Genomic DNA, 23,094 nt, shown 5'->3' on the forward strand with positions numbered 1-23,094 from the left:
TCAGCGTGCAAAACAACACCGCCGCCTCGCCCCTTGCCCCCGAGTGGCTCGTCGTCCCGGAGGACGTGAACCTGCTTCACGCGCCGATGTGGGCCGAAGGTGTCCAGAGGACCGACGACGGCGAGCTCGCCATTGACGGCGTTCCCGTCAGCGAGCTCAAGGCGCAGTTCGGCACTCCGCTGTTCGTCATGAGCGAGGGTGATTTCCGTGCCCGCGCCCGCTCCTTCAAGGACGCCTTTGACGCGGCTTTTGAGGACATTTGCGGAGGAGTGGACGTCTACTACGCCGGAAAGTCCTTCTTGTGTACTGCCGTGGCCAGTTGGGTGGCCGAGGAAGGCCTGCGCCTGGACACGTGCTCTGGGGGCGAACTCGCCGTCGCGGCCCGCGCAGGCATCGACGGCGCCAATTTGGGGCTGCACGGCAACAACAAGTCCGACGCCGAGATCAACCGGGCACTGGACATGAAGCTCGGCCGCATCGTGGTGGACAGCCTCGATGAGCTTGAGCGGGTCGCCAAGATTGCCTCCGGCCGCGGCGAGACGGCGAAGGTCATGCTGCGGCTGACTCCCGGCGTGCACGCCCACACCCACGAATTCATCGCCACGGCCCACGAGGACCAAAAATTCGGTCTCTCCATGGCCGGGGATACCACGGAGTCAGCCGGCCTCTCGGCCGCCGAAGAAGCGGTCGCTGCGGCGACTTCGTACTCCAATGTGGAACTCCTGGGCCTGCACTGCCACATCGGTTCCCAGATTTTCGAGCCTGACGGTTTCGCCCTGGCAGCCGAGAAGCTGTTGGGATTCCTCGCCGCGATGCAGGCGAAGTACTCCATCGTCCTGCCGGAACTGGACCTCGGCGGTGGCTACGGGATCGCCTACACGCCCGTGGACACACCCCGCCCGCCGGCCGAAATCGCGCAGGCGATGGCCGCCGTCGTTCGCTCCAAGTGCGCTGAGCTGGGAATCGCCTCGCCGCGCATTTCGATCGAACCGGGCCGCGCAATCGTGGGCACCAGCACCTTCACCTTGTACGAGGTCGGGACGCTGAAAACCGTCCGCGTGGACGCGCCTGTAGATGCCGGTGGCAACCAAAACGTTACGTTCCCGCGCCGCTATGTGTCGGTGGACGGCGGCATGAGCGACAACGCCCGTCCGGTGCTGTACGACGCGGATTATTCGGCCATTCTCGCCTCGCGGACCTCGGACGCTGCCGCGCAACTGTCCCGAGTAGTGGGCAAACATTGCGAGAGCGGCGACATAGTTGTTAGAGATGTATATCTGCCCGAAGACGTGGCAGCCGGTGATCTGCTCGCTGTACCGGGAACCGGCGCTTACTGCTGGGCCCTCTCAAGCAACTACAACTATCTGGCCAGGCCTGGCGTTGTCGCTGTGCGCAATGGATCCGCCCGGCTGATCGTCCGCGGGGAAACCGAAGAAGATCTCTTGAACCGCGACATGGGAGTGGCGAATGTCTGAAGTGCGAACCCTGAAGGTGGCCCTGCTGGGCTGTGGCAACGTGGGAGCCCAGGTAGCGCGGATTCTCCTTGACGACGCCGACGCCCTTGCGGCCCGCACCGGCGCACGCTTGCAGCTGTCCGGCATCGCCGTGCGGAACCTTGATTCAGAGCGCGACGTCGAACTGCCGCGCGAACTGTTCACCACCGACGCCGACACCCTGGTCAAGGACGCCGATCTGGTGATTGAGCTCATGGGCGGCATCGAGCCGGCCCGTTCGCTCATCCTGACCGCCATGCAGAACGGCGCCTGCGTCGTCACTGGCAACAAGGCACTCCTGGCACAGGACGGCCCGACCCTCTACGAAGAGGCCGACAAGGCGGGCGTCCAGCTCTCCTACGAGGCCGCCGTCGCCGGAGCCATTCCGATCCTGCGACCCATCCGCGACAGCCTCTCCGGCGACCGCATCACCCGGGTCCTGGGCATCGTCAACGGCACCACCAACTTCATCCTCGACCAAATGGACAGCACCGGTGCGCAGTTCGCCGACGCGCTGGCCGAGGCCCAGCGGCTCGGATACGCGGAAGCCGACCCGACTGCCGACGTCGAAGGCCATGACGCCGCGGCGAAGGCCGCCATCCTCGCGTCGTTGTCCTTCCACACGCGCTTCGCCCTCGAAGACGTGTACTGCGAAGGCATCACAAAGGTCAGCGCAGCGGATATTGCCGCCGCGAAGGACGCAGGCTTCGTCATCAAGCTGCTCGCCATCGCGGAGAAGATCACCAACGCAAACGGCGACGGCGGCATTTCAGTCCGCGTCCACCCCACCCTCCTGCCCCGCGAGCACCCGCTGGCGGCCGTTCGCGGTGCGTTCAACGCAGTCTTCATCGAGGCCGAGAACGCCGGCGAGCTCATGTTCTACGGCCAGGGAGCCGGCGGAACCCCGACGGCGTCTGCCGTCCTGGGCGACCTCGTCTCGGCAGCCCGCCGGGTGGTACTGGGCGGTCCCGGCCGTACCGAGACCACCACGGGCTACGTGCCTGCGCTGTCGATCGATGCCTCGACCACGAGCTACTACATCGGCCTCGACGTTGCCGACCAGGCCGGCGTCCTGGCCCGGATCACCCACATCTTTGCGGAGCACGGCGTGTCGATCGAAATCATGCGCCAGACGATCCACCGCGACGCCGCCTCGAAGGTTGAGTCGGCCGAGCTGAAGATCGTCACCCACCGCGCATCCGAAGCCGCACTCGCGGCAACCGTCGAGGCCGTCAAGGGCCTGGACGTCATCAATTCTGTGACATCCGTCCTGCGGGTAGAAGGGGTCTAAGTGGCTCACCAATGGCGCGGAGTAATCCGCGAATACGCTGATCGTTTGCCTGTAACGGAAGCCACGAAGGTCATTACCCTCGGCGAGGGCGGAACTCCGCTCGTCCACGCGCAGAAGCTCTCCGAACTCACCGGATCCACCGTGTACCTCAAGGTGGAGGGCATGAACCCCACCGGGTCCTTCAAGGACCGCGGCATGACAATGGCCATGACAGCTGCTGTCGAAGCAGGCGCCAAGGCCGTTGTTTGCGCCTCCACGGGCAACACCTCGGCCTCCGCCGCAGCCTACGCCACCGCCGCCGGGCTCAAGTGCGCCGTGCTGGTCCCCGAAGGCAAGATCTCCATGGGCAAGCTCAGCCAGGCCATCGCGCACGGCGCGACCCTCCTGCAGGTGGACGGCAACTTCGACAACTGCCTCGACATCGCCCGCAAGCTCGGCGAGTCCTACCCGGTGTTCCTCGTGAACTCGGTCAACCCGGCGCGTATCCAAGGCCAGAAGACCGGTGCCTTCGAAATCGTCGACGCCCTCGGAGACGCTCCGGACATCCACGTCCTGCCGGTAGGCAACGCGGGCAACATCAGCGCGTACTGGAAGGGCTACAAGGAGTATTCCGCCCCCTTCGAGTCCGCGACCGCCGGCACACTTCCCGCCGTCTCCACCAAGACGCCAGCCATGTGGGGATTCCAAGCGGCAGGCGCGGCACCGTTCGTGGCAGGCCACCCCATCACCGAACCGGACACGATCGCCACGGCCATCCGCATCGGCAACCCGGCGTCCTGGGACACGGCCATCGCGGCGCGCGATGAATCCGGCGGCTTCATCGACGCCGTGACCGACGAGGAAATCCTCGATGCCCATCGCTGGCTCTCCGCCAAGGAAGGCGTCTTCGTGGAACCCGGTTCCGCAGCAGGCGTAGCCGGGCTCATCAAGAAGCACGCCGCAGGCGAGGTTCCCACCGGCAAGACGATCGTCATCACCGTCACCGGACACGGACTCAAAGACCCGCAGTGGGCACTCCGTACCGAAGACGGCAGTGAGGTCCAACCGGTCAAGGTGCCGAACGACGTCGTAACCGTGGCATCCGAACTGGGACTGGAAGAAAACTAAGAGTGGAAACCACGCAGCCCACCGCGACGGGTCTCACGCTTGTCGCGGCAGGCCAGCAGCTGACCGTCAGGGTCCCGGGCACCAGCGCCAACCTGGGCCCCGGCTATGACAGCCTCGGCCTGGCATTGTCGATCTACGACACCCTGACCGTCGAAACACTCACCACCGGAGAGCTCGAGTTCGAGCTCTCCGGTGAGGGAGCCGATTCCCTTCCCCGGGATGCGAGCCACCTCGTCGTGCGTGCCCTCAACACGGCCTTGGAGCGGCTCGGTTTCCGGCACAGCGGCCTCAGGATCACCGCGGACAACGTCAACCCGCACGGCCGCGGACTTGGCTCCTCGGCGTCGGCCGTGGTTGCCGCCGTGACCGCGGCCAACGCCTTGGTGCCCGAATCCGCACAGCGCGACCGCGACTGGATCCTGCAGCTCACGAGCGAGATGGAAGGGCACCCGGACAACGTCGCACCCGCGATTTTCGGCGGATTGGCCCTGTCATGGCAGGACAGCGAGCAGTACAGCAGCACCCGCGCAGAAGTGGTCCCGTCGGTCATCCCGATCGTCGCCGTGCCTGACTATGAATTGTCCACCGAGACTGCCCGCGGTTTGCTACCCGCTTCCATCGGCCACCACGCAGCAGCCATGAACTCAGGACGCGCGGCGCTCCTCATCCACGCATTGACGGCCGACCCCCGTTTCCTGCTTCCCGGAACCGAGGACTACCTTCACCAGAGCTACCGCGCCGAGGCAATGCGGCCCAGTGCGGCGCTGATCAAGGCATTGCGGTCTTCGGGCCATGCAGCCGTGGTCTCGGGAGCGGGACCCACGGTTCTGGCACTGGCCAACGGCGCGGATGAAGCCGAGGCGATCGCCGAATTGATTAATTCGTTCACCGCGGACAACACTCCGGATGTTGCGTGGCGCGTGATGACACTGGCAGTGGACGTTGAAGGTGCTAGAGTGGACTTGCACCGGCGGTAGAACCGCGGGCAGTTCCCTGACATTGGATCCCGGCTTATTGCCGTTCCCGTCTCCTACTGTGTCGAAGTCTGCCGGTGTCGTCTCCTTATCGGCCTGTCGCAGGTGCCACAGAACCCTTTCTGTTACCCGAGCGGTCAGCCCGCGCCCCGCCCGCCGGAGCATCGAAGACGTATTAGTATCCGGCCCTGCTGAAACTAAACCGGCAAGACCGAAATCACGGCTGCAGATCTGAACTGCAGTCCAGAACAAATCATCGCGTCCAGCTCTAGGTCTGGACGCCGTCGAGGGGGAAGGATCCTTCGTGACAGAAACCACTGAGCTGGCTTCAGCTGTGGAAACAACATCTTCTGCAGCTGAATCAACGGCCGCAACCGCTAAGAGCAGCGGCCTTGCAGGCCTCAAGCTCGCGCAGCTCCAGGCTCTCGCCAGTCAGCTGGGCATTTCGGGCGGATCCCGGATGCGCAAGGGGGACTTGGTCTCGGCTATCTCGGCCCACCGTGCCGGTGCAACCACCAGCAAGGCTCCCACCGCGGCCAAGGCCGTGGCAGCAAAGGCCGCGCCTGCAGCCCCGGAAGCTGAGACCGCTGCCGCACCTGCCGCAGCACCTGTTGAAGCTCCTGCGCAGGACGGCACCCGTGCACGTGGCCGTGGCCGAAGCCGTCGCGCCACCAGCGATGGCGTTGTTGCCGCTCCTGCCGCTACGGAAACCGCGGAGGCTCCCGCCGCCGTCGTCGAGGCTCCCGCCGCTCCCGTCGCAGAAGCAAGCGAGGCCGCCGGCGAACGCCGCCAGCCGCGCACGCGGAACCGTCGTCGTGGCGAGGCCGCTCCGGTAGAGGCCGGTGAAGCCGCCGAAACCCGCGCCGCAGAGCAGCCCCAGGCCGAACAGCCCCGCGTAGAACAGCGCCAGCCTGAACAGCGCCAGACAGAGCAGCGCCAGACAGAGCAGCGCCAGCCCGAACAGCGCCAGGCACAGCAGCGCCAGGGCGAGCAGGCCTCTGTCGAAGCCGGCGAACCCGGCCAGCGCGAACGCCGCGACAACACCCGTACGCGTCGCGAAGACACGAACGACGGCGATGACACCGGCAACCGCCGCAATCGTCGCAACCGTCGCGACCGCAACGATCGTCCGGGTCCGCAGGACAATCGTGACAACCGCGATGGAAACACCCGTAGCGACCGCTTCCGCGACCGCAACGAACGCCGCCGTGGCCGTGGCCAGGGTCCCGACGTCGACGACGTCGAGGTCACCGAGGACGACGTCCTGCTGCCTGTTGCCGGCATCCTGGACGTACTGGAGAACTACGCGTTCATCCGCACCTCGGGGTACCTGCCCGGCGCCAACGACGTGTACGTGTCCCTCGCCCAGGTCAAGAAGTACAACCTGCGCAAGGGTGACGCCGTCGTCGGCGCAATCCGCGCCCCGCGCGACGGCGAGGACCGCAGCCAGCAGTCCGCGCGCCAGAAGTTCAACGCGCTCGTCCGCGTCACGTCGGTCAATGGCAAGACGCCCGAAGAGCTCAAGGACCGCGTCGAATTCGCCAAGCTGGTTCCGCTGTACCCGTCCGAGCGACTGCGCCTCGAAACGGACCCCAAGAAGATCGGCCCGCGTGTCATCGATCTCGTGGCCCCGATCGGCAAGGGCCAGCGCGGCCTGATTGTCTCCCCGCCCAAGGCCGGCAAGACGCTCATCCTGCAGTCCATCGCCAACGCGATCACCACCAACAACCCTGAGGTCCACCTCATGATGGTGCTGGTGGACGAACGTCCCGAAGAAGTCACGGACATGCAGCGCACCGTCAAGGGCGAGGTCATTGCCTCCACCTTCGACCGTCCTGCCGATGACCACACCACGGTTGCCGAGCTTTCCATCGAACGCGCCAAGCGCCTCGTGGAAATGGGCATGGACGTGGTAGTCCTCCTGGACTCCATGACCCGCCTGGGCCGCGCCTACAACCTGGCAGCACCGGCCTCCGGCCGTATCCTGTCCGGTGGTGTCGACTCCGCTGCGCTCTACCCGCCGAAGCGCTTCTTCGGTGCTGCGCGCAACATCGAAAACGGTGGCTCGCTCACTATCCTGGCAACCGCGCTCGTGGAGACCGGTTCCAAGATGGACGAGGTCATCTTCGAAGAGTTCAAGGGCACGGGCAACATGGAGCTCCGCCTGTCCCGCCAGCTGGCGGACAAGCGCATCTTCCCGGCCGTGGACGTCAACGCTTCGGGTACCCGTCGCGAAGAGAACCTGCTTTCGGCCGAAGAAGTCAAGATCATGTGGAAGCTGCGCCGCGTCCTCTCCGGACTCGAGACCCAGCAGAGCCTTGAACTCTTGACCAACAAGATCCGGGAGACCGGGAGCAACGTCGAGTTCCTCATGCAGGTACAGAAGACGACTCTTGGAGCCAAGTCGGATAACGACAAATAGCTGTTTTAGGGGCGGGCGCTGGTTCGTTCGTGCGGTTGGTGCCGCGCGGATGTTCCGCTCCCGCCCCTTCCCTTTGCAACGCGGGGTCACTTACGGCCCATGCCGAGGGCCTGGATGGGCCGTAAGTGACCCCGCGTTGCAGTTATTAGACTTGTAGAAGTCGAAAGAGGTTTGAAAATGTTTGAGTCCGTACAGGGATTGCTTGACGAGCATGCTGCTATCCAGGCGCAGTTGAGTGATCCTGCCGTTTATGCCGACCAGGCTTTGGCCCGCAAGTTGGGGCGGCGCTCTGCCCAGTTGCAGGGCATCGTCGAGGCGTACAACCGTTGGCGCGGGCTCATGGACGATCTCGAAGCGGCCAAGGAAATGGCTTCCGAGGACGCCGAATTTGCTGCCGAGGTAGACGAAATCGAGGCGAAGCTTCCGGCAGCGCAGGAGAAGTTGCGCAGGCTGCTGATCCCTCGCGATCCCGACGACGCCCGCAACGTCATTCTCGAGGTCAAGGGCGGCGAAGGCGGCGACGAAGCTGCGCTCTTCGCCGGGGACCTGCTGCGCATGTACATGCGTTACGCCGAGTCCCGCGGGTGGAAGACCGAACTCATTTCGGCCACGGAATCGGACCTGGGAGGCTACAAGGACGTCCAGATGGCCGTCAAGGGCAACTCGAACGATCCCGCAGAAGGCGTCTATGCCCGCTTGAAGTTCGAAGGCGGCGTGCACCGCGTCCAGCGTGTTCCCGTCACGGAGTCGCAGGGCCGCATCCACACGTCCGCGGCCGGCGTACTCGTGCTTCCCGAAGTGGATGAGCCTGAAGAGCTCGAAATCAACCAGAACGACCTCAAGATCGACGTCTACCGGTCTTCAGGTCCCGGCGGCCAATCCGTCAACACCACGGACTCTGCCGTCCGCATTACGCACCTCCCCACGGGCATCGTGGTGGCTATGCAGAACGAAAAGTCCCAGCTCCAGAACCGTGAAGCAGGCATGCGCGTCCTTCGTGCCCGTATCCTGGCACACCAGCAGGAGCAGATCGACGCCGAGAACTCGGCCCAGCGCAAGTCGCAGATCCGCACCATGGACCGTTCCGAGCGCATCCGCACGTACAACTTCCCCGAAAACCGGATTGCCGACCACCGGACGGGCTACAAGGCCTACAACCTCGACGCCGTCATGAACGGCGACCTGGAGCCGGTCATCCAATCGGCCATCGAAATGGATGAACAGTCGCGCCTGGATGCCCTGGGCGAGTAACAGCCTGCAAGGATCTTCATGACGTTCTTTCCGGGCCAAAGCCTCGCCGACGCTGTCCGCGAGGCAACAGCCATCCTGTCCGACGCCGGAGTCCCCACTCCGCGCGTGGACGCTGAACTCCTCGCGGAACACCTCCTGGGCGTCGGCCTCGGCCGCCTGCGCGCCATGCTGCTGGGCGATTCCGAGGCCCCGGAAGGCTACGCGGACTTGGTGGCCGAGCGGGCCCAGCGCGTCCCGCTCCAGCACATCACCGGCGTCGCGCACTTCCGCTACCTCACACTCGCCGTGGGCCCTGGCGTGTTCATTCCGCGACCGGAAACGGAATCCGTGGTCCAGCTCGTCATCGACCACCTCCAGGGACTCGAGCACCCCAAGGTGGTTGACCTTGGCACAGGCTCCGGCGCCATCGCGGCGTCGATCGCCCACGAAGTGCCCGGGGCCGAGGTCCACGCCGTCGAATTCAGCACGTTCGCCCACGCCTGGGCCGCGAAGAACCTGAAGCCCCTCGGAGTGAAGCTCGTGCAAGGCGACCTTCGCAATGCACTGCCCGAACACGATGGAACGTTCGACGTCGTCGTTTCCAATCCGCCCTATATCCCGGCTGAAGCAATTCCGAACGAACCTGAAGTGGCGCTGCACGATCCGCCGGAGGCACTGTACGGCGGGGGAGCGGACGGAATGGAGCTTCCGACGGCGGCTGCAGCCTCCGCTGCCCGGCTCCTCAAGGGCGGCGGCTACTTCGTGATGGAGCACGCGGAAGTGCAGGCGGGCTGGATTGCCGAACACCTGAAGGCTGCCGGTTGCTGGACGCACGTCGCCACCCACCTCGATCTCAATGGCAAGGAACGTGCCACGAGCGCAGTGTTGGCAATCGCTGCCTCCGGGAAATGAAAGAATAGCGCTGTGACCACAAGCTACAACTGCACGTCAGAGGAACAACGCGCCGAAGGCCTGGAGCATGCGCAGCGCGCCATCAGCGAGAAAAAGTGTGTCGTCATGCCGACGGACACTGTCTACGGCATTGCCGCCGACGCTTTCTCGCCGCAAGCCGTGACCATGCTGCTTGTCTCGAAAGGCCGCGGCCGCCATATGCCGCCCCCGGTGCTGATTCCGCGGCTCAATGCGCTGGACGGGCTGGCAACCGATGTATCGGAAGAAGCCCGCAAGCTCGCGGAAGCCTTCTGGCCCGGCGGCCTGACGCTGATCTTCCACGCCCAGCCGTCCTTGGATTGGGACCTGGGGGAGACCCGCGGAACCGTGGCCCTGCGCATGCCCGACGATGAAATTGCGCTTGAACTGCTCAACCGCACCGGACCGCTAGCGGTGTCCTCGGCAAACCGCACCGGCCAGGCCGCCGCGCAGACAGCCTCCGAGGCGAGGACCCAGCTTGCTGAATCGGTCGAGGTGTACCTTGAGGGCGGCTTCCGGCCTGTCGAGGGAACCGAGTCCGTAGCGTCCACGATTGTCGACGCCACCGCGCTGCCGCTTCGGGTGGTCCGCGATGGTGCGATTTCCCTGGAACGCCTCCGCGAGATTGTTCCCGGGGTGCTGGCCCTCGGGGAAGCGGCGCCCGAACCCGCGGCTGAAGCCGCACCTGATACTGAACCGGCGCCTGAAACGGCCGCGGCTGAAACAGCGGCGGAACCGGCGTCCGAGACGGAAAAAGCCCCGGAGGAACAGGCCGAGACCCCTGTCCACACGGAGACCAGGGCCGAATGAGCCTGGTCCGGGATCGCGTTCCCCTTCTGGACGTAGACGTCACCGCACTGTGCGCCGACGAACTCATCGAAGCCATCAGCGGGTACGTTTCGGACGGCACCACCAAGGTTGTCCTCGGGCACAATCTGCACAGCGTCACGCTGTTCCATTCGAGCCCGGATTTCCGCCGCCTCTATGAACGCAGCGATGTGGTGCTCATGGATGGTGCGCCTGTCGCCATGCTCTGGGGACTTGGACGGCGCGGAGCTTCACGGGGCGATGCCGCGGGGTTGATGGAATACCGTCTGGGATCCACTGACTGGGTGCCGGCGCTAGGCGGCGTCGAAGGCCTGCGCAGGATCGCCGTCGTCGGCGCCGGCCCGGAGGCCAACAGCAAGACGGTGGAGCGCCTCCGCAAAATCGTGCCGGGCGCCGAGGTCTCCGGGCGGCCCGGTGAGAATTGGGACGATGACAGCGAAGAGGCCGCCGTCGCCTGGCTCGCGGAATTCCGCCCGCAACTCGTGCTTCTTGGCCTTGGAATGCCGCTGCAGGAATCGGTCCTGCACCGCCGTCTCGACGAGCTTCCGCCTGCCGTCTACTGCACCGTCGGTGGCGCCATCGAACAGTTGGCGGGCCTCCAGAAGCTCGCTCCACGCTGGCTGGGCCGCCTCGGGCTCGAATGGGCATGGCGGCTCGTCCTGCACCCGGGACGCGTCGCCTACAGGGTCTTCGGCGAGCCGTGGGTGCTCCTCGGCCTGCTGGTCCGCCGTCGGCTCTCCGGCAGGAACAGCGCCTGAACCGAAGTGCCCGGCAGGGCCGCTAGAACTTCTGGTCCTCCAGGGGGCCAAAGCCCTTGTCCCGCAAGCCGGCGGAGAACGCCCGGAACCATTCGGCGAGCCCGCGGAAGTCACCCCGGGGGAGGAAGTAGCCCAAGTAGCCTCCGACGTCGGCCACCAGGGATTTTCCGCGGCGGTAGCGGCGGATCAAGTAGCCGCGGTTGCGGTAGTAGAAGTATCGCTTGAACGCCGAATCCGGCACGATCACGTGCCAGCGCGCGCCGAAGACGTGCTTTGTCTCGGAAAACGCGTGCGGGTGGCTGATCCAGGCCGTCGCGACGGTACCGAAGCGGATTCCCGCTTTCCTAAGGCGGATCATGAAGTCCACCTCGTCGCCCCGGATGAACAGCCGGATATCCGGCACTCCCACTTTGAAGAACACATTGGAACGGATGAGCGCGCCGTTGAAGAAGTGCCCGACGTCGGGCAGGAACCCCGCCTTCTCGACTTCGGCGCGTTCGTGGGTCACCTTGCCGTCGATGCGGAAGAAGAAGGAGAGCTTGTCCGGGTGGCCGGGCGCAACGACGAGCGGCACGACGGCGTCGAGTCCGCGGGCCTCTGCTTCGCGAACCAGGGTTTCAAGACAGGCAGGATCGCCGGGTTCGGCGTCGTCGTCCATGATCCAGACCCATTCGGCGCCGCTGGCGACCGCCTTGAGGATTGCGAGGGCGAAGCCGCCCGCGCCGCCCAGGTTCGCCTCCGAGCGGACGTAGTCCACTTTTGGATGGCTTGACGCAAGCTCCCGCGAAGGAATGGTTCCGCTGTCCACGAGGCAAATGGTGTCCACGGGCATGGACTGCTTGTTGATGGCGTCGAGCAAGACTGCTAGCTCTCCGGGGCGGTCAAAGGTCACAGCCGCTACGGCAACGGAGACAGTCATGTAGGGTTCCTTCCGGGCACTCGCGGGGAGGGTCCTCCCGGCTCGCCCTAGGGGCGCGTGAAACGGAGCAAAGCCGCCGTTGACGCTAGTATCTTGACAGAGTCCAACTGTAGTACAGCAATATTCGGCGGTGCGCAGAGGTGTTGCAGGTGTTGTGCCGGCAGCTAGTCGCCAGGGACATAATCCACCACCACCGCCAACAGGAGCCGCCACGTGATCATGTATTCGCTCATGATGCTCACGGCTGCCGTCGTGTCGTATCTCGCTACGTGGGTAGCCCGCCAGATGGGTAACAAACTCCGGCTTTTCGCCCCCATCCGCAGCCGGGATATGCACTCAGTCCCGATTTCCAGGCTCGGAGGCCTGGGACTCTTCGCAGGCTTCGCCGTGGCCCTCGTGGTAGCCAGCAATTCGTTCTTCGTGAAGGACATCTTCCACGGAAACGGTGCGCCGTGGGGAATCCTGGCGGGTGCCTTGGTGATCGTCGCGGTCGGTGTTGCCGACGACGTGATGGACATCCGCTGGTGGGTCAAGCTGATCGGTCAATGCACGGCGGGTACGATCGTTGCGGTCTGGGGCGTGCAGATGTCCGTGATTCCTTTTGTCCCGGAACCCATCCGGATCGAGGCGGAACCGCTACGGATTGTCCTGACTGCGCTCCTCATCGTGACCACCATGAACGCCGTCAATTTCATCGATGGCCTCGATGGCCTCGCGGCCGGCGTCGCCGCGATCGGCGGGGTTGCGTTCTTCCTGACGGCATATTGGGTCCACCGCAATGCAACGCTGACGGACCGCTCGGATCTGGCGGCGCTGCTGATGGCCATCATCGTCGGTTGTTGCATCGGATTCCTGCCGCATAACTGGTTCCCGGCCAAAATCTTCATGGGCGACTCCGGCGCCATGCTTCTGGGCCTCGTGATGGCCTCGGCCGGTGTGGTGTCCACGGGCCAGATCAGTTCCGGACTCTACGACCGCGCCAACGGTATTCCGACCATCGTGCCCATCCTGCTGCCGTTCGCGATTTTGTCGCTGCCGTTGCTGGACCTCGGCTTGGCGGTGTTGCGGCGGACAGCTCGCGGCCAATCGCCATGGTCTGCGGATCGCGGTCACTTGCACCACAAGCTCATCGAGCTCGGCCACACCCACCGCACGGCGGTGCTCATGATGTACGTGTGGACCTGCATTCTGGCGTTCGGAGGCCTCGCGTTCGCCATCTTCCCCTGGCAGATGGTCCTCACGGTCGACATCGTGGCCGCATTGATCATGGCCGGGGTGACGGCCTGGCCCTACTTTGTCCGAAAAGGGCGCGCTGCCCAGTAGACGATGTGTGACGAGGGCGTTAACATCACAGTTCTATCTCATGTAGAATTCTAGGGCGGACAGTCACTCGCCCGCGCACCCACCCTTTTTGAGACTTTGGCATTCTTGCCACGACGATTGGCATCCCCATGACCTCCAACGCCGGCGGACAGCAGTCCGACTCGAGCGGCGTTGCTGCCCCCCGCTCCACGTCTTCGCTGTGGCTGCGGCTTCTTTTCCTCAGCTCGACGACGGCGGTGGCGGCCCTCGCGGCAACGTCGGCTGTTGCGGCGGTCATGAACGGTGGCGTAGGGGTGCTCTCTGCCGCATTCGGCGGGGCGATCGTGATGGCATTTTTTGCTATCAGCCTCCTGATCGGCCATTTCGTCGGCCGGGATAACCCCTCCGGCGCGGTCGGCCTTTTCGTTGCCAGCTACTTTGTCAAGGTGGTCGGCTTCGCGGTGGTGCTCTTCGTCGTGGGAGCGCCCGCCTGGCTGCACGGACGCTGGTTCGTGATCGGCGCCGTCGTCACGGTTGTCTCGTGGCAAACCGCCGAAATCTACGGCTTCAGCAAGGCCCGGCTCCAGATCTACAACGACCCCGCAGCGGGCAAAGGGGGCGACGATGTTCACTCCTAGGAACAAGCGACGCTCCGCTACGCTCAATGCCCCAAAAACCGGCGATTCCGCTGAGCAAGTGAGCGACGGAATCGACGGCGGATACAACGCCGGCATAGCCGTCTTCAGCTACATTGTTGGCGGAATCATAGTCTGGAGTTTGATAGGCTGGGGTCTGGATAATCTGTGGGGGACTCGCTGGATTGTGCTCCTTGGCGCTCTGCTTGGAGCCGCAGGAGGGTTCTATCTTTCCCATATGCACGGCCTCACAAGTCATCGCTCGTCTTCCGGTGGAAGCAAAGCAGACAGTGGTCCGTCCCAGGACGGGAACAGTAATGCCAAATAATTTCACACGGGAAATGGCTGCAAGAAACGCGGCCGGATCCTCAACAACGCCCAATGATGGACACTGCAGAGAGGAAACGCGTTGATCGCGCTTGCGCTCCCGGCCCAGGATTCAGGGACCTTCACTCCTCCCGGAATCGACCAAATGCACCTGCCGGCTATCCTGCCGTGGGGTGCGAGCGATGGCTTCTCCAAGCAGATGTTGCTGGTGATCCTGTCGGTGGTCCTTATCGCCACATTCTTCATTGCTGCTGCACGCAAGCAGCAGTTGGTTCCCGGCAAACTGCAGTTCGCAGGCGAGATGGCCTACGGCTTCGTCCGCAACAGCATCGCCAAGGACATTATCGGCGGCCGCGACTTCATGAAGTTCGTGCCGCTTCTGTTCTCCTTGTTCTTCTTCATCCTGGTGAACAACATCTACGGCGCCATTCCCGTGATCCAGCTTCCGAGCTTCTCGCACGTCGGCGGGGCCTATGTGCTGGCCGCAGTCGTGTACGTCACCTGGATCGGCATCGGCATCAGGAAGAACGGCCTGAAGTACTTCAAGCTGGCCACGGTTCCTTCCGGAGTTCCTTGGTACATCCTGCCGATCGTCGTACCGATCGAAATCATCTCCAACTTCCTGGTCCGGCCCGTGACGCACAGCCTCCGTCTCTTCGCCACCATGATGGCCGGACACCTCATCGTGATGATCGCCGGCTCCGGTATTGAGTTCCTTGTCATGCAGGAGAACGTCCTTCTCAAAGGCGCATCCGTGCTGGTACTTGTTGGCGCCGTCGCCATGTACATGCTCGAAGCCTTGATCATGGTGCTTCAGGCATACGTCTTCACCCTTCTGACTGCGATCTACATCGAAGGCGCGCTCCACGCCGACAGCCACTAGGCACAACCCCTCAATCTTCCCCTTCGGGGGTTGAAGCAAACCAAACAACCTGCCGCGACTGCGGCATCTTGAAAGGAATACAATGAACGGCGACATCAACGGCTCCCTTAACCTCATTGGCTACGGTCTCTCCGCAATCGGCGGTGGTATCGGTGTGGGTCTCGTATTTGCTGCTTACATCAACGGTGTTGCACGTCAGCCGGAAGCCCAGCGCGTGCTCCAGCCGATCGCGTTCCTTGGTCTGGCTCTGACGGAAGCCCTCGCCATCCTCGGCCTGGTCTTCGCTTTCGTTCTCAAGTAAACCGCTAAGAACCAAGCGAACATTCAGAACCGAGTAGATAAGGACGGGTGAAACATGAATCAGCAGATCATCTCAGCCGCCGCTCAAGGTGCCGCCGAGTCGGCTAATCCGCTCGTTCCCAATCTCTGGGAAATGGGCGTCGTCTTCGCCGGCTTCGTGGTCCTCTTGTACATCGTGGTCAAGTTTGTTGTCCCGATGTTCGAGAAGACCTTTGCCGAGCGCGCAGAGGCGATTGAGGGCGGCATTGCCAAGGCTGAAAAGGCCCAGGCCGAAGCTTCTGCAGCTCTCGAAGAGTACAAGCAGCAGCTCCACGATGCCCGCGCCGAAGCCAACCGCATCCGCGAAGAAGCTCGAGCCGAAGGTGCCCAGATCCTCGCGGAGCTGAAGACCAAGGCAGCAGCCGAGTCGGCTCGCATCACTGAGCAGGCGTACGCCCAGATCGAATCGGAGCGCCAGGCAGCTGTTGTCTCCCTGCGTTCCGAGGTGGGCACCCTTGCCACGACTTTGGCAGAGCGCATCGTTGGCGAATCGCTCAGCGATGACGAGCGTGCCGCCCGCGTGGTGGACCGCTTCCTTGCAGATCTGGAGACCCAGAGCGCAGGTGCAGCTAAGTAATGGCAGGTGTATCGAGCGAATCGCTGACCAAGGCGCTGGAGCAGTTGGAAGCCACGCTTCCGACGGCCTCGCTGCAGTTGGCTAAGGACCTCTTCGGAATCCTGGGAACGGTGGACAGCTCGGCTGGCTTGCGCCGCGCCCTGACTGACCCCTCCCGCAGCGGAGAAGAAAAGTCGGCGCTGGTCAAGCAGCTGGTTGGCGGGAAAGTCTCCGCTGATGCTGCGGAAATCGCGAGTGGATTGGCCAGCTCACGCTGGGCATCGGCACGCGATATCGGCGATGCACTCGAGACTCTTGCCGCCACGGTGGTCATCGCCGTGGCTGAAAACAAGTCGGCCGTTTCTGCCTCCGGAATCACGGGGCTGGAAGAGCTGGAAAACGATCTGTTTGCTTTCAACCAGACCGTTGCTTCCAGCCACGAGGTACAACGTGCCCTGGGAGAGTCGCAGGCAAGTGCCGCGGCCAAGATCAGCCTGGCGGAGAAGTTGGTTCCTGGCGCAAGCCCGGAAGCCCAGCTCCTCATCGCCCAGGCCGTATCGCAGCCGCGCGGCGTCAAGCCGAGCAAGCTCATCGACAATTTCGCCAAGCTTGCAGCCAAGCGCCAGCAGCGCTGGATCGCAACTGTCCGCGTTACCCGTCCGTTGACGGATGCGCAGGCCAGCCGTCTGCAGGCCGGGCTTGATGCCCTCTACGGCCGCGAGCTGAAGGTCAACGTCAGCGTTGATCCAACTCTGATCGGTGGAATCCGGGTCCAGGTGGCAGACGAAGTGGTTGACGCTTCCGTCGTAGCCCGCCTGTCCGAACTCCGCCGGCAACTCGCTGGCTAGCCAGACAAGCACAACTTAACTGATACAAACACCGGTCATCGTGAGCAACGATGATCACGAAAACAGGAGAGCAGGGACTGCAGATGGCCGAATTGACCATCAACGCCGACGACGTCCGTAATGCGTTGAACGAGTTCGCGGCGTCCTACGAACCCGGAAACGCAGAGCGCGTAGAGGTCGGCCGCGTGACCGCCGCAAGTGACGGCATCGCCCGTGTTGAGGGCCTTCCCTCGGTCATGGCGAACGAGCTGCTTCGCTTCGAAGACGGCACCCTGGGCTTGGCCCAGAACCTCGACGTCCGCGAAATCGGCGTCATCATCCTCGGTGACTTCACCGGTATCGAAGAAGGCCAGGAAGTCCACCGCACCGGTGAAATCCTGTCCGTCCCGGTAGGCGACGCCTTCCTTGGCCGCGTAGTTGACCCCTTGGGCCAGCCGATCGACGACCTCGGCGAGATCAAGGCCGAGACCACCCGTGCCCTGGAACTCCAGGCTCCGGGCGTGACCCAGCGTAAGTCGGTTCATGAGCCCATGCAGACCGGTCTCAAGGCAATCGACGCCATGATTCCGATCGGCCGTGGCCAGCGCCAGCTGATTATCGGTGACCGCCAGACCGGCAAGACCGCGATCGCCGTGGACACCATCATCAACCAGAAGGCCAACTGGGCTTCGGGCGATGTCACCAAGCAGGTGCGCTGCGTTTACGTCGGTGTCGGCCAGAAGGCTTCCACCATCGCTGCCGTCCGCCAGACCCTGGAAGACCACGGCGCGCTGGAATACACCACCATCGTGGCGTCTCCGGCATCCGACCCGGCCGGCTTCAAGTACCTGGCTCCGTACGCCGGCTCGGCCATCGGCCAGCACTGGATGTACGGCGGCAAGCACGTCCTGGTGATCTTCGACGACCTGTCGAAGCAGGCCGAAGCCTACCGTGCAGTGTCCCTGCTGCTCCGCCGCCCGCCGGGACGCGAAGCGTACCCGGGTGACGTTTTCTACTTGCACTCCCGTCTGCTGGAGCGTTGTGCCAAGCTCTCCGATGAGCTCGGCGCAGGCTCGATGACCGGTCTTCCGATCGTGGAAACCAAGGCGAACGACGTCTCGGCCTACATCCCGACCAACGTCATCTCCATCACCGACGGCCAGATCTTCCTGCAGTCGGACCTGTTCAACGCCAACCAGCGCCCCGCTGTTGACGTCGGCGTGTCCGTGTCCCGTGTTGGTGGTGCGGCACAGGTCAAGTCCATGAAGAAGGTCTCCGGTACCTTGAAGCTGGACCTGGCGCAGTACCGCGACATGCAGGCCTTCGCGATGTTCGCGTCCGACCTCGACGCGGCGTCACGCCAGCAGCTGACCCGTGGTGCCCGCCTGATGGAACTGCTCAAGCAGGGCCAGTACTCGCCGTTCCCGGTCGAGGACCAGGTTGTCTCCATCTGGGCCGGTACGAAGGGCTACTTGGACGACGTTCCGGTTGAGGATGTCAGCCGTTTCGAGTCCGAGTTCCTGGAGCACCTCAAGCACAAGTCCTCCATCCTGACCACGCTGGCGCAGACCAACGTCCTGGACGACGACACCGCTGAAGCGCTGAAGTCCTCGATCATCGACTTCAAGAAGGGCTTCTTCGGGGAGGGCGACAACCGCTTGGTTGGCGCCGGCCACGAAGAGCACGAAGCGATTTCCGGTGGCGAAGTCGACCAGGAAAAGATCGTCAAGCAGAAGCGCTAGAGCATTGGTTATCGGGCCTGCGGAATCCGCAGGCCCGGTACCTTCGCCAAAGCCTTAGCCGCTGATCCATCGGGATCTTAGGAAAGGAAATGTATGGGAGCCCAGATCCGGGTCTACCGCCAGAAGATCAGCTCGACGACGTCGATGCGCAAGATCTTCAAGGCGATGGAACTGATCGCTACCTCGCGCATCGGTAAGGCCCGCGCCCGCGTTGCAGCTTCGACGCCCTACGCAAACGCGATTACCCGTGCTGTTTCTGCTGTCGCAAGCCAGAGCGAAATCGATCACCCGCTAGTCACCGAGCCGGAGCAGATCCGCCGTGCCGCCGTCCTGGTCATCACCTCGGACCGTGGCCTGGCTGGTTCTTACTCCGCAAGCGTGCTCAAGAAGGCTGAAGGTCTCAACGAGCTTCTCCGGGCAGAGGGCAAGGAAGTCAAGACCTACCTGGTTGGCCGCAAGGCCCAGGCATACTTCGACTTCCGCAGCCGTTCGTACTCCCGCGTGTGGACCGGCGGAACGGACGCACCGGAATTCGAGACTGCCAAGGAAGTCGGCGCCGCTCTTCTCGAAGAGTTCGCCAACGACTTCGCTGAGGGTGGCGTGGATGAGATCCACGTCGTTTACACCCGCTTCAAGTCGATGGTGACGCAGGAGCCCACGGTTGTCCGTCTGCTGCCGCTCGAGGTCGAAGAGCAGGCAGTCAGCGAGTCCGAGCTTCTGCCGCTGTACGAGTTCGAACCGGAGTCGGAGCAGGTGCTTGACGCTCTTCTTCCGCGTTACATCGAGTCCCGCATCTTCGCGGCAATGTTGCAGGCAGCGGCTTCCGAGCTCGCCGCCCGCCAGCGCGCCATGAAGTCGGCAGGCGACAATGCGACCGAACTGATCAAGAAGTACACGCGTCTGCGCAACACGGCCCGCCAGGCTGAGATCACGCAGGAGCTTTCCGAAATCGTGGCCGGCGCCGACGCCCTGAGCGCGTAGTTGCCGGTGCATGGTTCGGCGCAAGCTGCACCTGCACCAAATAGATAAACTTAACCCCACGCCATCTACTGAGTGAAGTGAGAGAGATGACTGCCACCGCTACCGAGCACGCAGCCGCAACGGCCGGCGCCACCGGCCGCATTGCCCGCGTCATCGGCCCGGTTGTCGACGTCGAATTTCCGGCTGACGCAATCCCGTCGATCTACAACGCACTCACCACCGAGGTAACCCTCAACGGTGAGACCAAGACCATCACGTTCGAGACCTCCCAGCACCTGGGTGACAACCTCGTCCGTGCCATCTCCCTGCAGGCCACCGACGGACTCGTCCGCGGCACCTCCGTGCAGGACTCCGGCTCCCCGATCTCCGTGCCTGTCGGCGACGGCGTCAAGGGCCACATCTTCAACGTTCTCGGCAAGCCGCTGGACGTTGACGAGTCCGAGATCAACGCGGACGCTTACTGGCCGATCCACCGCAAGGCCCCGGCCTTCGCGTCCCTCGAGGGCTCCACGGAGATGCTCGAGACCGGCATCAAGGTCATCGACCTTCTCACCCCGTACATCAAGGGTGGAAAGATCGGTCTGTTCGGTGGCGCCGGTGTCGGCAAGACCGTTCTGATCCAGGAAATGATCACCCGTGTGGCCCGCAACTTCGGTGGTACTTCGGTATTCGCCGGCGTTGGCGAGCGTACCCGTGAAGGAAACGACCTCTGGGTTGAAATGGAAGAGGCAGGCGTCCTCAAGGACACTGCCCTTGTATTCGGCCAGATGGACGAACCGCCGGGAACGCGTTTGCGTGTGGCATTGTCTGCGCTCACTATGGCGGAGTACTTCCGCGATGTGCAGAACCAGGACGTGCTGCTCTTCATCGACAACATCTTCCGCTTCACGCAGGCCGGTTCCGAGGTCTCCACCCTGCTCGGCCGCATGCCGTCCGCAGTTGGTTACCAGCCGAACCTCGCTGACGAGATGGGACTCCTGCAGGAGCGCATCACCTCGACGAAGGGCCACTCGATCACGTCGATGCAGGCTATCTACGTGCCGGCTGATGACTACACCGACCCGGCTCCGGCAACGACCTTCGCACACCTCGACGCGACCACGGAACTTTCCCGTGAAATCGCCTCCCGTGGTCTGTACCCGGCCGTTGACCCGCTGACGTCGACTTCCCGCATCCTGGACCCGCAGTACATCGGCAAGGACCACTACAACACGGCTGTCCGTGTGAAGCAGATCCTGCAGAAGAACAAGGAACTCCAGGACATCATCGCCATCCTCGGCGTCGACGAACTGTCCGAAGAAGACAAGATCGTCGTGTCGCGTGCACGCCGCATCCAGCAGTTCCTGTCCCAGAACACCTACACCGCCAAGCAGTTCACCGGCGTCGAAGGCTCCACCGTGTCCATCAAGGACACTGTCGAAGGCTTCACGGCGATTTGCGACGGCGAGCTGGACCACATCGCAGAGCAGGCGTTCTTCAACGTCGGCGGCCTGGATGACGTCGAGCGCCAGTGGGCCAAGATCCAGGAACAGACCAAGTAGTATGGCTGAGCTCGAGGTTGAGATTGTCGCAGCGGACCACTTCGTGTGGTCCGGTGCGGCCAAGATGGTCAAGGCCCGTACCAGCGATGGTGAAATCGGGATCCTGCCGGGCCACTCGCCGCTCCTCGCCATTCTGGCCGCGGGCGAGCTGGCCATCGAGCCGGTTACCGGAGACCGCCTTGCAGTAGTTGTGGACGGCGGGTTCTTCTCCGTCGACAACAACCGCGTGGTGATCGTCGCTGACAACGCCCAGTTGGGCGATTCAGCTACTGCGGGGATCCGATAGCAAGACCTTGATGGACGATTCTGCTATTCCGTTCATCGCCTTGGCAACGGCGTTTGCGTTGCTGATCTTTACACTGTGCCTCGTCGGGGTGCGCCGCTTCAATCTGCGGCGCGCCCTGGGCACGGTCGACGCCTCCATTTGCACGGCTGGAAACAGCTGGCGGATGGGGGTTTGTCGTTATCAGGACTCGGAGCTTGAGTGGTTCCGCCTGCTTTCCCTTAGCTTCCGTCCAAGACACAGCTTCCGCCGCAGCTCCCTGGAACTCTTGGGCCGCCGGAAGCCAACGGAGGAAGAACTGACGAGGCTGCAGCCCGACGTCGTGGTCGTCGAACTCCAGCACGAAGGCCAGCGGTTCATGCTGGCAATGAGATTTGATGCCTACGCCGGGTTGTCATCCTGGCTGGAGGCCGGCCCCGTGGTGGGCGTCGGCACCTGGCGCTGAGGACAGTGGAATTCCTGTACAACCTGAGCCTTGTTGATGGTCCCTTCTATTGGACCATCTTTGGCGCTGGAATTGCCGGGAGCGCATTCCTTCTCCTGCGATGGGACCGGCGCTGGCTGCTTTCCATTGTTGTGTCGCTTATCGCCGCAAGTGGAGTTGTTGCGGTCATTCATTGGCTGCTCGTCAACGTCCTCACCGTCTTCCCGGAGGATCTCCCCTTCGATGTCCTCGCTTGGTCGACGGTTGCCTTTTCCGCGCTGGCCCTCTTCCTTTTTCGGCTTCCGGGTTCCTCGTGGCGCGGCAGGAGCGCCGCAGGGTTCTCGTTCTTCGCGGTCCTGCTCCTCTCCGCGTTTCAGATCAACAGCTACTTCGGGCTTAACCACACGGCGGCTGATCTCTTCGGCCACAATGTTGGACGGATCCCACAGCTTGAGGAGGGGTTCAAAAGGGGTTCTTCCCGAACCCTCCCGGTGTCGCTGCCTGAGGGGGGACTTGTCCGCAGGGCGTCGATCCCCGGAATCGAATCCGGATTCACGGCCCAGGATGCTTTCATCTACCTGCCGCCGGCCTACCAATCCGCTGACCGCAGCCAACTACCGGTGCTCGTGCTCTTTGCCGGCCAACCCGGACGTCCCGCCGACTGGCTGACCGGCGGTCTCCTTGAACCGGCCATGAATACTTTCGCCGCCCGGCACGGAGGCGTGGCGCCCGTCGTCGTGGTGGTCGATCCCAACGGTTCCGATACCGCAAACACGATGTGCATGGATAGCCGGATCGCACGTGCGGATACCTACCTAGCGATCGATGTTCCGCGTTGGATCAATTCGACGCTCGAGGTTTCGGCCGACCCAAGGAAGTGGACGGTCGGCGGGTTCTCCTTCGGCGCAACGTGTGCCGTGCAGATGACTACGCTGCATCCCGAAATCTATCCTTCGTTCATCGCGTTCTCGGGAGAGCGGGAGCCTTCACTTGGCCCGGACCGCCGGCGGACCATCCAGACCGCATTTGGCGGCGACTCTACGGCCTTCGACGCCCTGACACCGTTGAACCTGATGAAACAGCGAAGCTACGACGGGCTTGCGGGCTTCTTCGCCGTCGGGGCCTCGGACGGCGAATTCGTCGGCTACGCCACCGAGCTTGCGGCGGCCGCCCGCACCTCCGGCTTCGACATCCGGCACGCTTCAGTTTCCGGAGCCGGCCATTCGTGGGCGGTCGCCGTGCAAGAGCTTCCTTCCGCCATGGAATTCCTGGCCCCTCGCTGGGGACTCGTCCAGTGAGCAC

23 protein-coding genes are annotated in these 23,094 nt (G+C 63.5%); 22 read left to right on the forward strand and 1 reads right to left on the reverse strand.

What is annotated here, in order from left to right:
* The first annotated feature begins 5 nt into the window (after window positions 1-5).
* From lysA to AC3WJU_RS00405, 9 genes are all read left to right on the forward strand, one after another.
* Window positions 6-1,475, forward strand: a complete 1,470-nt coding sequence (lysA, locus tag AC3WJU_RS00365; RefSeq protein WP_306960931.1) for a diaminopimelate decarboxylase — start codon at window positions 6-8, stop codon at window positions 1,473-1,475.
* Window positions 1,468-2,784, forward strand: a complete 1,317-nt coding sequence (locus AC3WJU_RS00370) for a homoserine dehydrogenase (protein ID WP_284988417.1) — start codon at window positions 1,468-1,470, stop codon at window positions 2,782-2,784. Before lysA ends, AC3WJU_RS00370 begins: the two co-directional genes overlap by 8 nt.
* Window positions 2,785-3,891, forward strand: coding sequence for a threonine synthase (thrC, locus tag AC3WJU_RS00375; protein WP_059387608.1), 1,107 nt, complete (start codon window positions 2,785-2,787; stop codon window positions 3,889-3,891).
* Between the two features lie 2 nt (window positions 3,892-3,893).
* Window positions 3,894-4,868 (forward strand): homoserine kinase, encoded by a 975-nt coding sequence (gene thrB, locus AC3WJU_RS00380; protein WP_306960927.1) that lies wholly within the window; start codon window positions 3,894-3,896, stop codon window positions 4,866-4,868.
* Between the two features lie 301 nt (window positions 4,869-5,169).
* On the forward strand, window positions 5,170-7,287 hold the full coding sequence (gene rho / locus AC3WJU_RS00385) for a transcription termination factor Rho (protein ID WP_492258885.1): 2,118 nt from the start codon (window positions 5,170-5,172) through the stop codon (window positions 7,285-7,287).
* Between the two features lie 177 nt (window positions 7,288-7,464).
* Entirely contained in the window at window positions 7,465-8,538 is a 1,074-nt protein-coding gene (gene prfA / locus AC3WJU_RS00390) for a peptide chain release factor 1 (protein ID WP_028264759.1), read from the forward strand.
* Between the two features lie 18 nt (window positions 8,539-8,556).
* Window positions 8,557-9,429: a peptide chain release factor N(5)-glutamine methyltransferase gene (gene prmC / locus AC3WJU_RS00395; RefSeq protein WP_284988414.1), complete on the forward strand. Its 873-nt coding sequence runs from the start codon at window positions 8,557-8,559 to the stop codon at window positions 9,427-9,429.
* A 12-nt stretch (window positions 9,430-9,441) separates the two neighbouring features.
* Window positions 9,442-10,257 carry an L-threonylcarbamoyladenylate synthase gene (locus AC3WJU_RS00400; RefSeq protein WP_492258886.1) on the forward strand — a complete coding sequence of 272 codons (816 nt, stop codon included), beginning with the start codon at window positions 9,442-9,444 and terminating at the stop codon, window positions 10,255-10,257.
* On the forward strand, window positions 10,254-11,033 hold the full coding sequence (locus AC3WJU_RS00405; RefSeq protein WP_306960921.1) for a WecB/TagA/CpsF family glycosyltransferase: 780 nt from the start codon (window positions 10,254-10,256) through the stop codon (window positions 11,031-11,033). The genes AC3WJU_RS00400 and AC3WJU_RS00405 overlap by 4 nt, the downstream gene beginning before the upstream one ends.
* 22 nt (window positions 11,034-11,055) lie before the next feature.
* Here AC3WJU_RS00405 and AC3WJU_RS00410 read toward each other — a convergent pair whose 3' ends face one another.
* On the reverse strand, window positions 11,056-11,952 hold the full coding sequence (locus AC3WJU_RS00410) for a glycosyltransferase (RefSeq protein WP_492258887.1): 897 nt from the start codon (window positions 11,950-11,952) through the stop codon (window positions 11,056-11,058).
* Between the two features lie 213 nt (window positions 11,953-12,165).
* On the opposite strand from AC3WJU_RS00410, the gene AC3WJU_RS00415 reads away from it, so the two are divergent.
* The 13 genes from AC3WJU_RS00415 (at window position 12,166) to AC3WJU_RS00475 (ending at window position 23,090) form a co-directional block, all read left to right on the forward strand.
* Window positions 12,166-13,275, forward strand: coding sequence for an MraY family glycosyltransferase (locus AC3WJU_RS00415; protein ID WP_284988410.1), 1,110 nt, complete (start codon window positions 12,166-12,168; stop codon window positions 13,273-13,275).
* Window positions 13,276-13,403: 128 nt separating this feature from the next.
* On the forward strand, window positions 13,404-13,892 hold the full coding sequence (locus AC3WJU_RS00420) for a Cg1360 family ATP-synthase-associated protein (protein WP_332601891.1): 489 nt from the start codon (window positions 13,404-13,406) through the stop codon (window positions 13,890-13,892).
* Window positions 13,879-14,217, forward strand: a complete 339-nt coding sequence (locus AC3WJU_RS00425; RefSeq protein WP_492258888.1) for a hypothetical protein — start codon at window positions 13,879-13,881, stop codon at window positions 14,215-14,217. Before AC3WJU_RS00420 ends, AC3WJU_RS00425 begins: the two co-directional genes overlap by 14 nt.
* Before the next feature lie 81 nt (window positions 14,218-14,298).
* Entirely contained in the window at window positions 14,299-15,099 is an 801-nt protein-coding gene (atpB, locus tag AC3WJU_RS00430) for a F0F1 ATP synthase subunit A (protein ID WP_059387612.1), read from the forward strand.
* Window positions 15,100-15,181: 82 nt separating this feature from the next.
* Window positions 15,182-15,400 (forward strand): ATP synthase F0 subunit C, encoded by a 219-nt coding sequence (gene atpE, locus AC3WJU_RS00435; RefSeq protein ID WP_028264751.1) that lies wholly within the window; start codon window positions 15,182-15,184, stop codon window positions 15,398-15,400.
* Window positions 15,401-15,454: 54 nt separating this feature from the next.
* Complete coding sequence (locus AC3WJU_RS00440; RefSeq protein ID WP_078108476.1) at window positions 15,455-16,015, forward strand: F0F1 ATP synthase subunit B; 561 nt, start codon at window positions 15,455-15,457, stop codon at window positions 16,013-16,015.
* Entirely contained in the window at window positions 16,015-16,842 is an 828-nt protein-coding gene (locus AC3WJU_RS00445; protein ID WP_284988407.1) for a F0F1 ATP synthase subunit delta, read from the forward strand. The genes AC3WJU_RS00440 and AC3WJU_RS00445 overlap by 1 nt, the downstream gene beginning before the upstream one ends.
* An 83-nt stretch (window positions 16,843-16,925) precedes the next feature.
* Window positions 16,926-18,563: a F0F1 ATP synthase subunit alpha gene (atpA, locus tag AC3WJU_RS00450; protein WP_078108478.1), complete on the forward strand. Its 1,638-nt coding sequence runs from the start codon at window positions 16,926-16,928 to the stop codon at window positions 18,561-18,563.
* A 93-nt stretch (window positions 18,564-18,656) separates the two neighbouring features.
* Window positions 18,657-19,544, forward strand: coding sequence for a F0F1 ATP synthase subunit gamma (locus tag AC3WJU_RS00455; RefSeq protein WP_059387614.1), 888 nt, complete (start codon window positions 18,657-18,659; stop codon window positions 19,542-19,544).
* Between the two features lie 86 nt (window positions 19,545-19,630).
* Window positions 19,631-21,085, forward strand: coding sequence for a F0F1 ATP synthase subunit beta (atpD, locus tag AC3WJU_RS00460; protein ID WP_059387615.1), 1,455 nt, complete (start codon window positions 19,631-19,633; stop codon window positions 21,083-21,085).
* A gap of 1 nt (window position 21,086) precedes the next feature.
* On the forward strand, window positions 21,087-21,371 hold the full coding sequence (locus AC3WJU_RS00465) for a F0F1 ATP synthase subunit epsilon (RefSeq protein ID WP_059387616.1): 285 nt from the start codon (window positions 21,087-21,089) through the stop codon (window positions 21,369-21,371).
* Window positions 21,372-21,381: 10 nt separating this feature from the next.
* Entirely contained in the window at window positions 21,382-21,813 is a 432-nt protein-coding gene (locus AC3WJU_RS00470) for a DUF2550 domain-containing protein (protein ID WP_059387617.1), read from the forward strand.
* A gap of 5 nt (window positions 21,814-21,818) precedes the next feature.
* The gene (locus AC3WJU_RS00475; protein ID WP_307054228.1) at window positions 21,819-23,090 is read left to right on the forward strand and encodes an alpha/beta hydrolase; all 1,272 of its coding nucleotides are present in this window, start codon (window positions 21,819-21,821) and stop codon (window positions 23,088-23,090) included.
* The last annotated feature ends 4 nt before the right edge of the window (window positions 23,091-23,094 follow it).

Source organism: Arthrobacter sp. FW306-1B-F12A, from assembly GCF_058781865.1.

What these genes read in the sequence shown, in the direction of transcription:
- atpE (WP_028264751.1), top strand. Translation starts at nt 15,182, where the DNA reads ATGAACGGCGACATCAACGGCTCCCTTAACCTCATTGGCTACGGTCTC.
- atpD (WP_059387615.1), top strand. Translation starts at nt 19,631, where the DNA reads ATGACTGCCACCGCTACCGAGCACGCAGCCGCAACGGCCGGCGCCACC.
- prmC (WP_284988414.1), top strand. Translation starts at nt 8,557, where the DNA reads ATGACGTTCTTTCCGGGCCAAAGCCTCGCCGACGCTGTCCGCGAGGCA.
- AC3WJU_RS00465 (WP_059387616.1), top strand. Translation starts at nt 21,087, where the DNA reads ATGGCTGAGCTCGAGGTTGAGATTGTCGCAGCGGACCACTTCGTGTGG.
- AC3WJU_RS00440 (WP_078108476.1), top strand. Translation starts at nt 15,455, where the DNA reads ATGAATCAGCAGATCATCTCAGCCGCCGCTCAAGGTGCCGCCGAGTCG.
- AC3WJU_RS00425 (WP_492258888.1), top strand. Translation starts at nt 13,879, where the DNA reads ATGTTCACTCCTAGGAACAAGCGACGCTCCGCTACGCTCAATGCCCCA.
- AC3WJU_RS00370 (WP_284988417.1), top strand. Translation starts at nt 1,468, where the DNA reads ATGTCTGAAGTGCGAACCCTGAAGGTGGCCCTGCTGGGCTGTGGCAAC.
- prfA (WP_028264759.1), top strand. Translation starts at nt 7,465, where the DNA reads ATGTTTGAGTCCGTACAGGGATTGCTTGACGAGCATGCTGCTATCCAG.
- atpA (WP_078108478.1), top strand. Translation starts at nt 16,926, where the DNA reads ATGGCCGAATTGACCATCAACGCCGACGACGTCCGTAATGCGTTGAAC.
- AC3WJU_RS00445 (WP_284988407.1), top strand. Translation starts at nt 16,015, where the DNA reads ATGGCAGGTGTATCGAGCGAATCGCTGACCAAGGCGCTGGAGCAGTTG.
- AC3WJU_RS00410 (WP_492258887.1), bottom strand. Translation starts at nt 11,952, where the DNA reads ATGACTGTCTCCGTTGCCGTAGCGGCTGTGACCTTTGACCGCCCCGGA.
- AC3WJU_RS00420 (WP_332601891.1), top strand. Translation starts at nt 13,404, where the DNA reads ATGACCTCCAACGCCGGCGGACAGCAGTCCGACTCGAGCGGCGTTGCT.
- AC3WJU_RS00470 (WP_059387617.1), top strand. Translation starts at nt 21,382, where the DNA reads ATGGACGATTCTGCTATTCCGTTCATCGCCTTGGCAACGGCGTTTGCG.
- AC3WJU_RS00455 (WP_059387614.1), top strand. Translation starts at nt 18,657, where the DNA reads ATGGGAGCCCAGATCCGGGTCTACCGCCAGAAGATCAGCTCGACGACG.
- AC3WJU_RS00405 (WP_306960921.1), top strand. Translation starts at nt 10,254, where the DNA reads ATGAGCCTGGTCCGGGATCGCGTTCCCCTTCTGGACGTAGACGTCACC.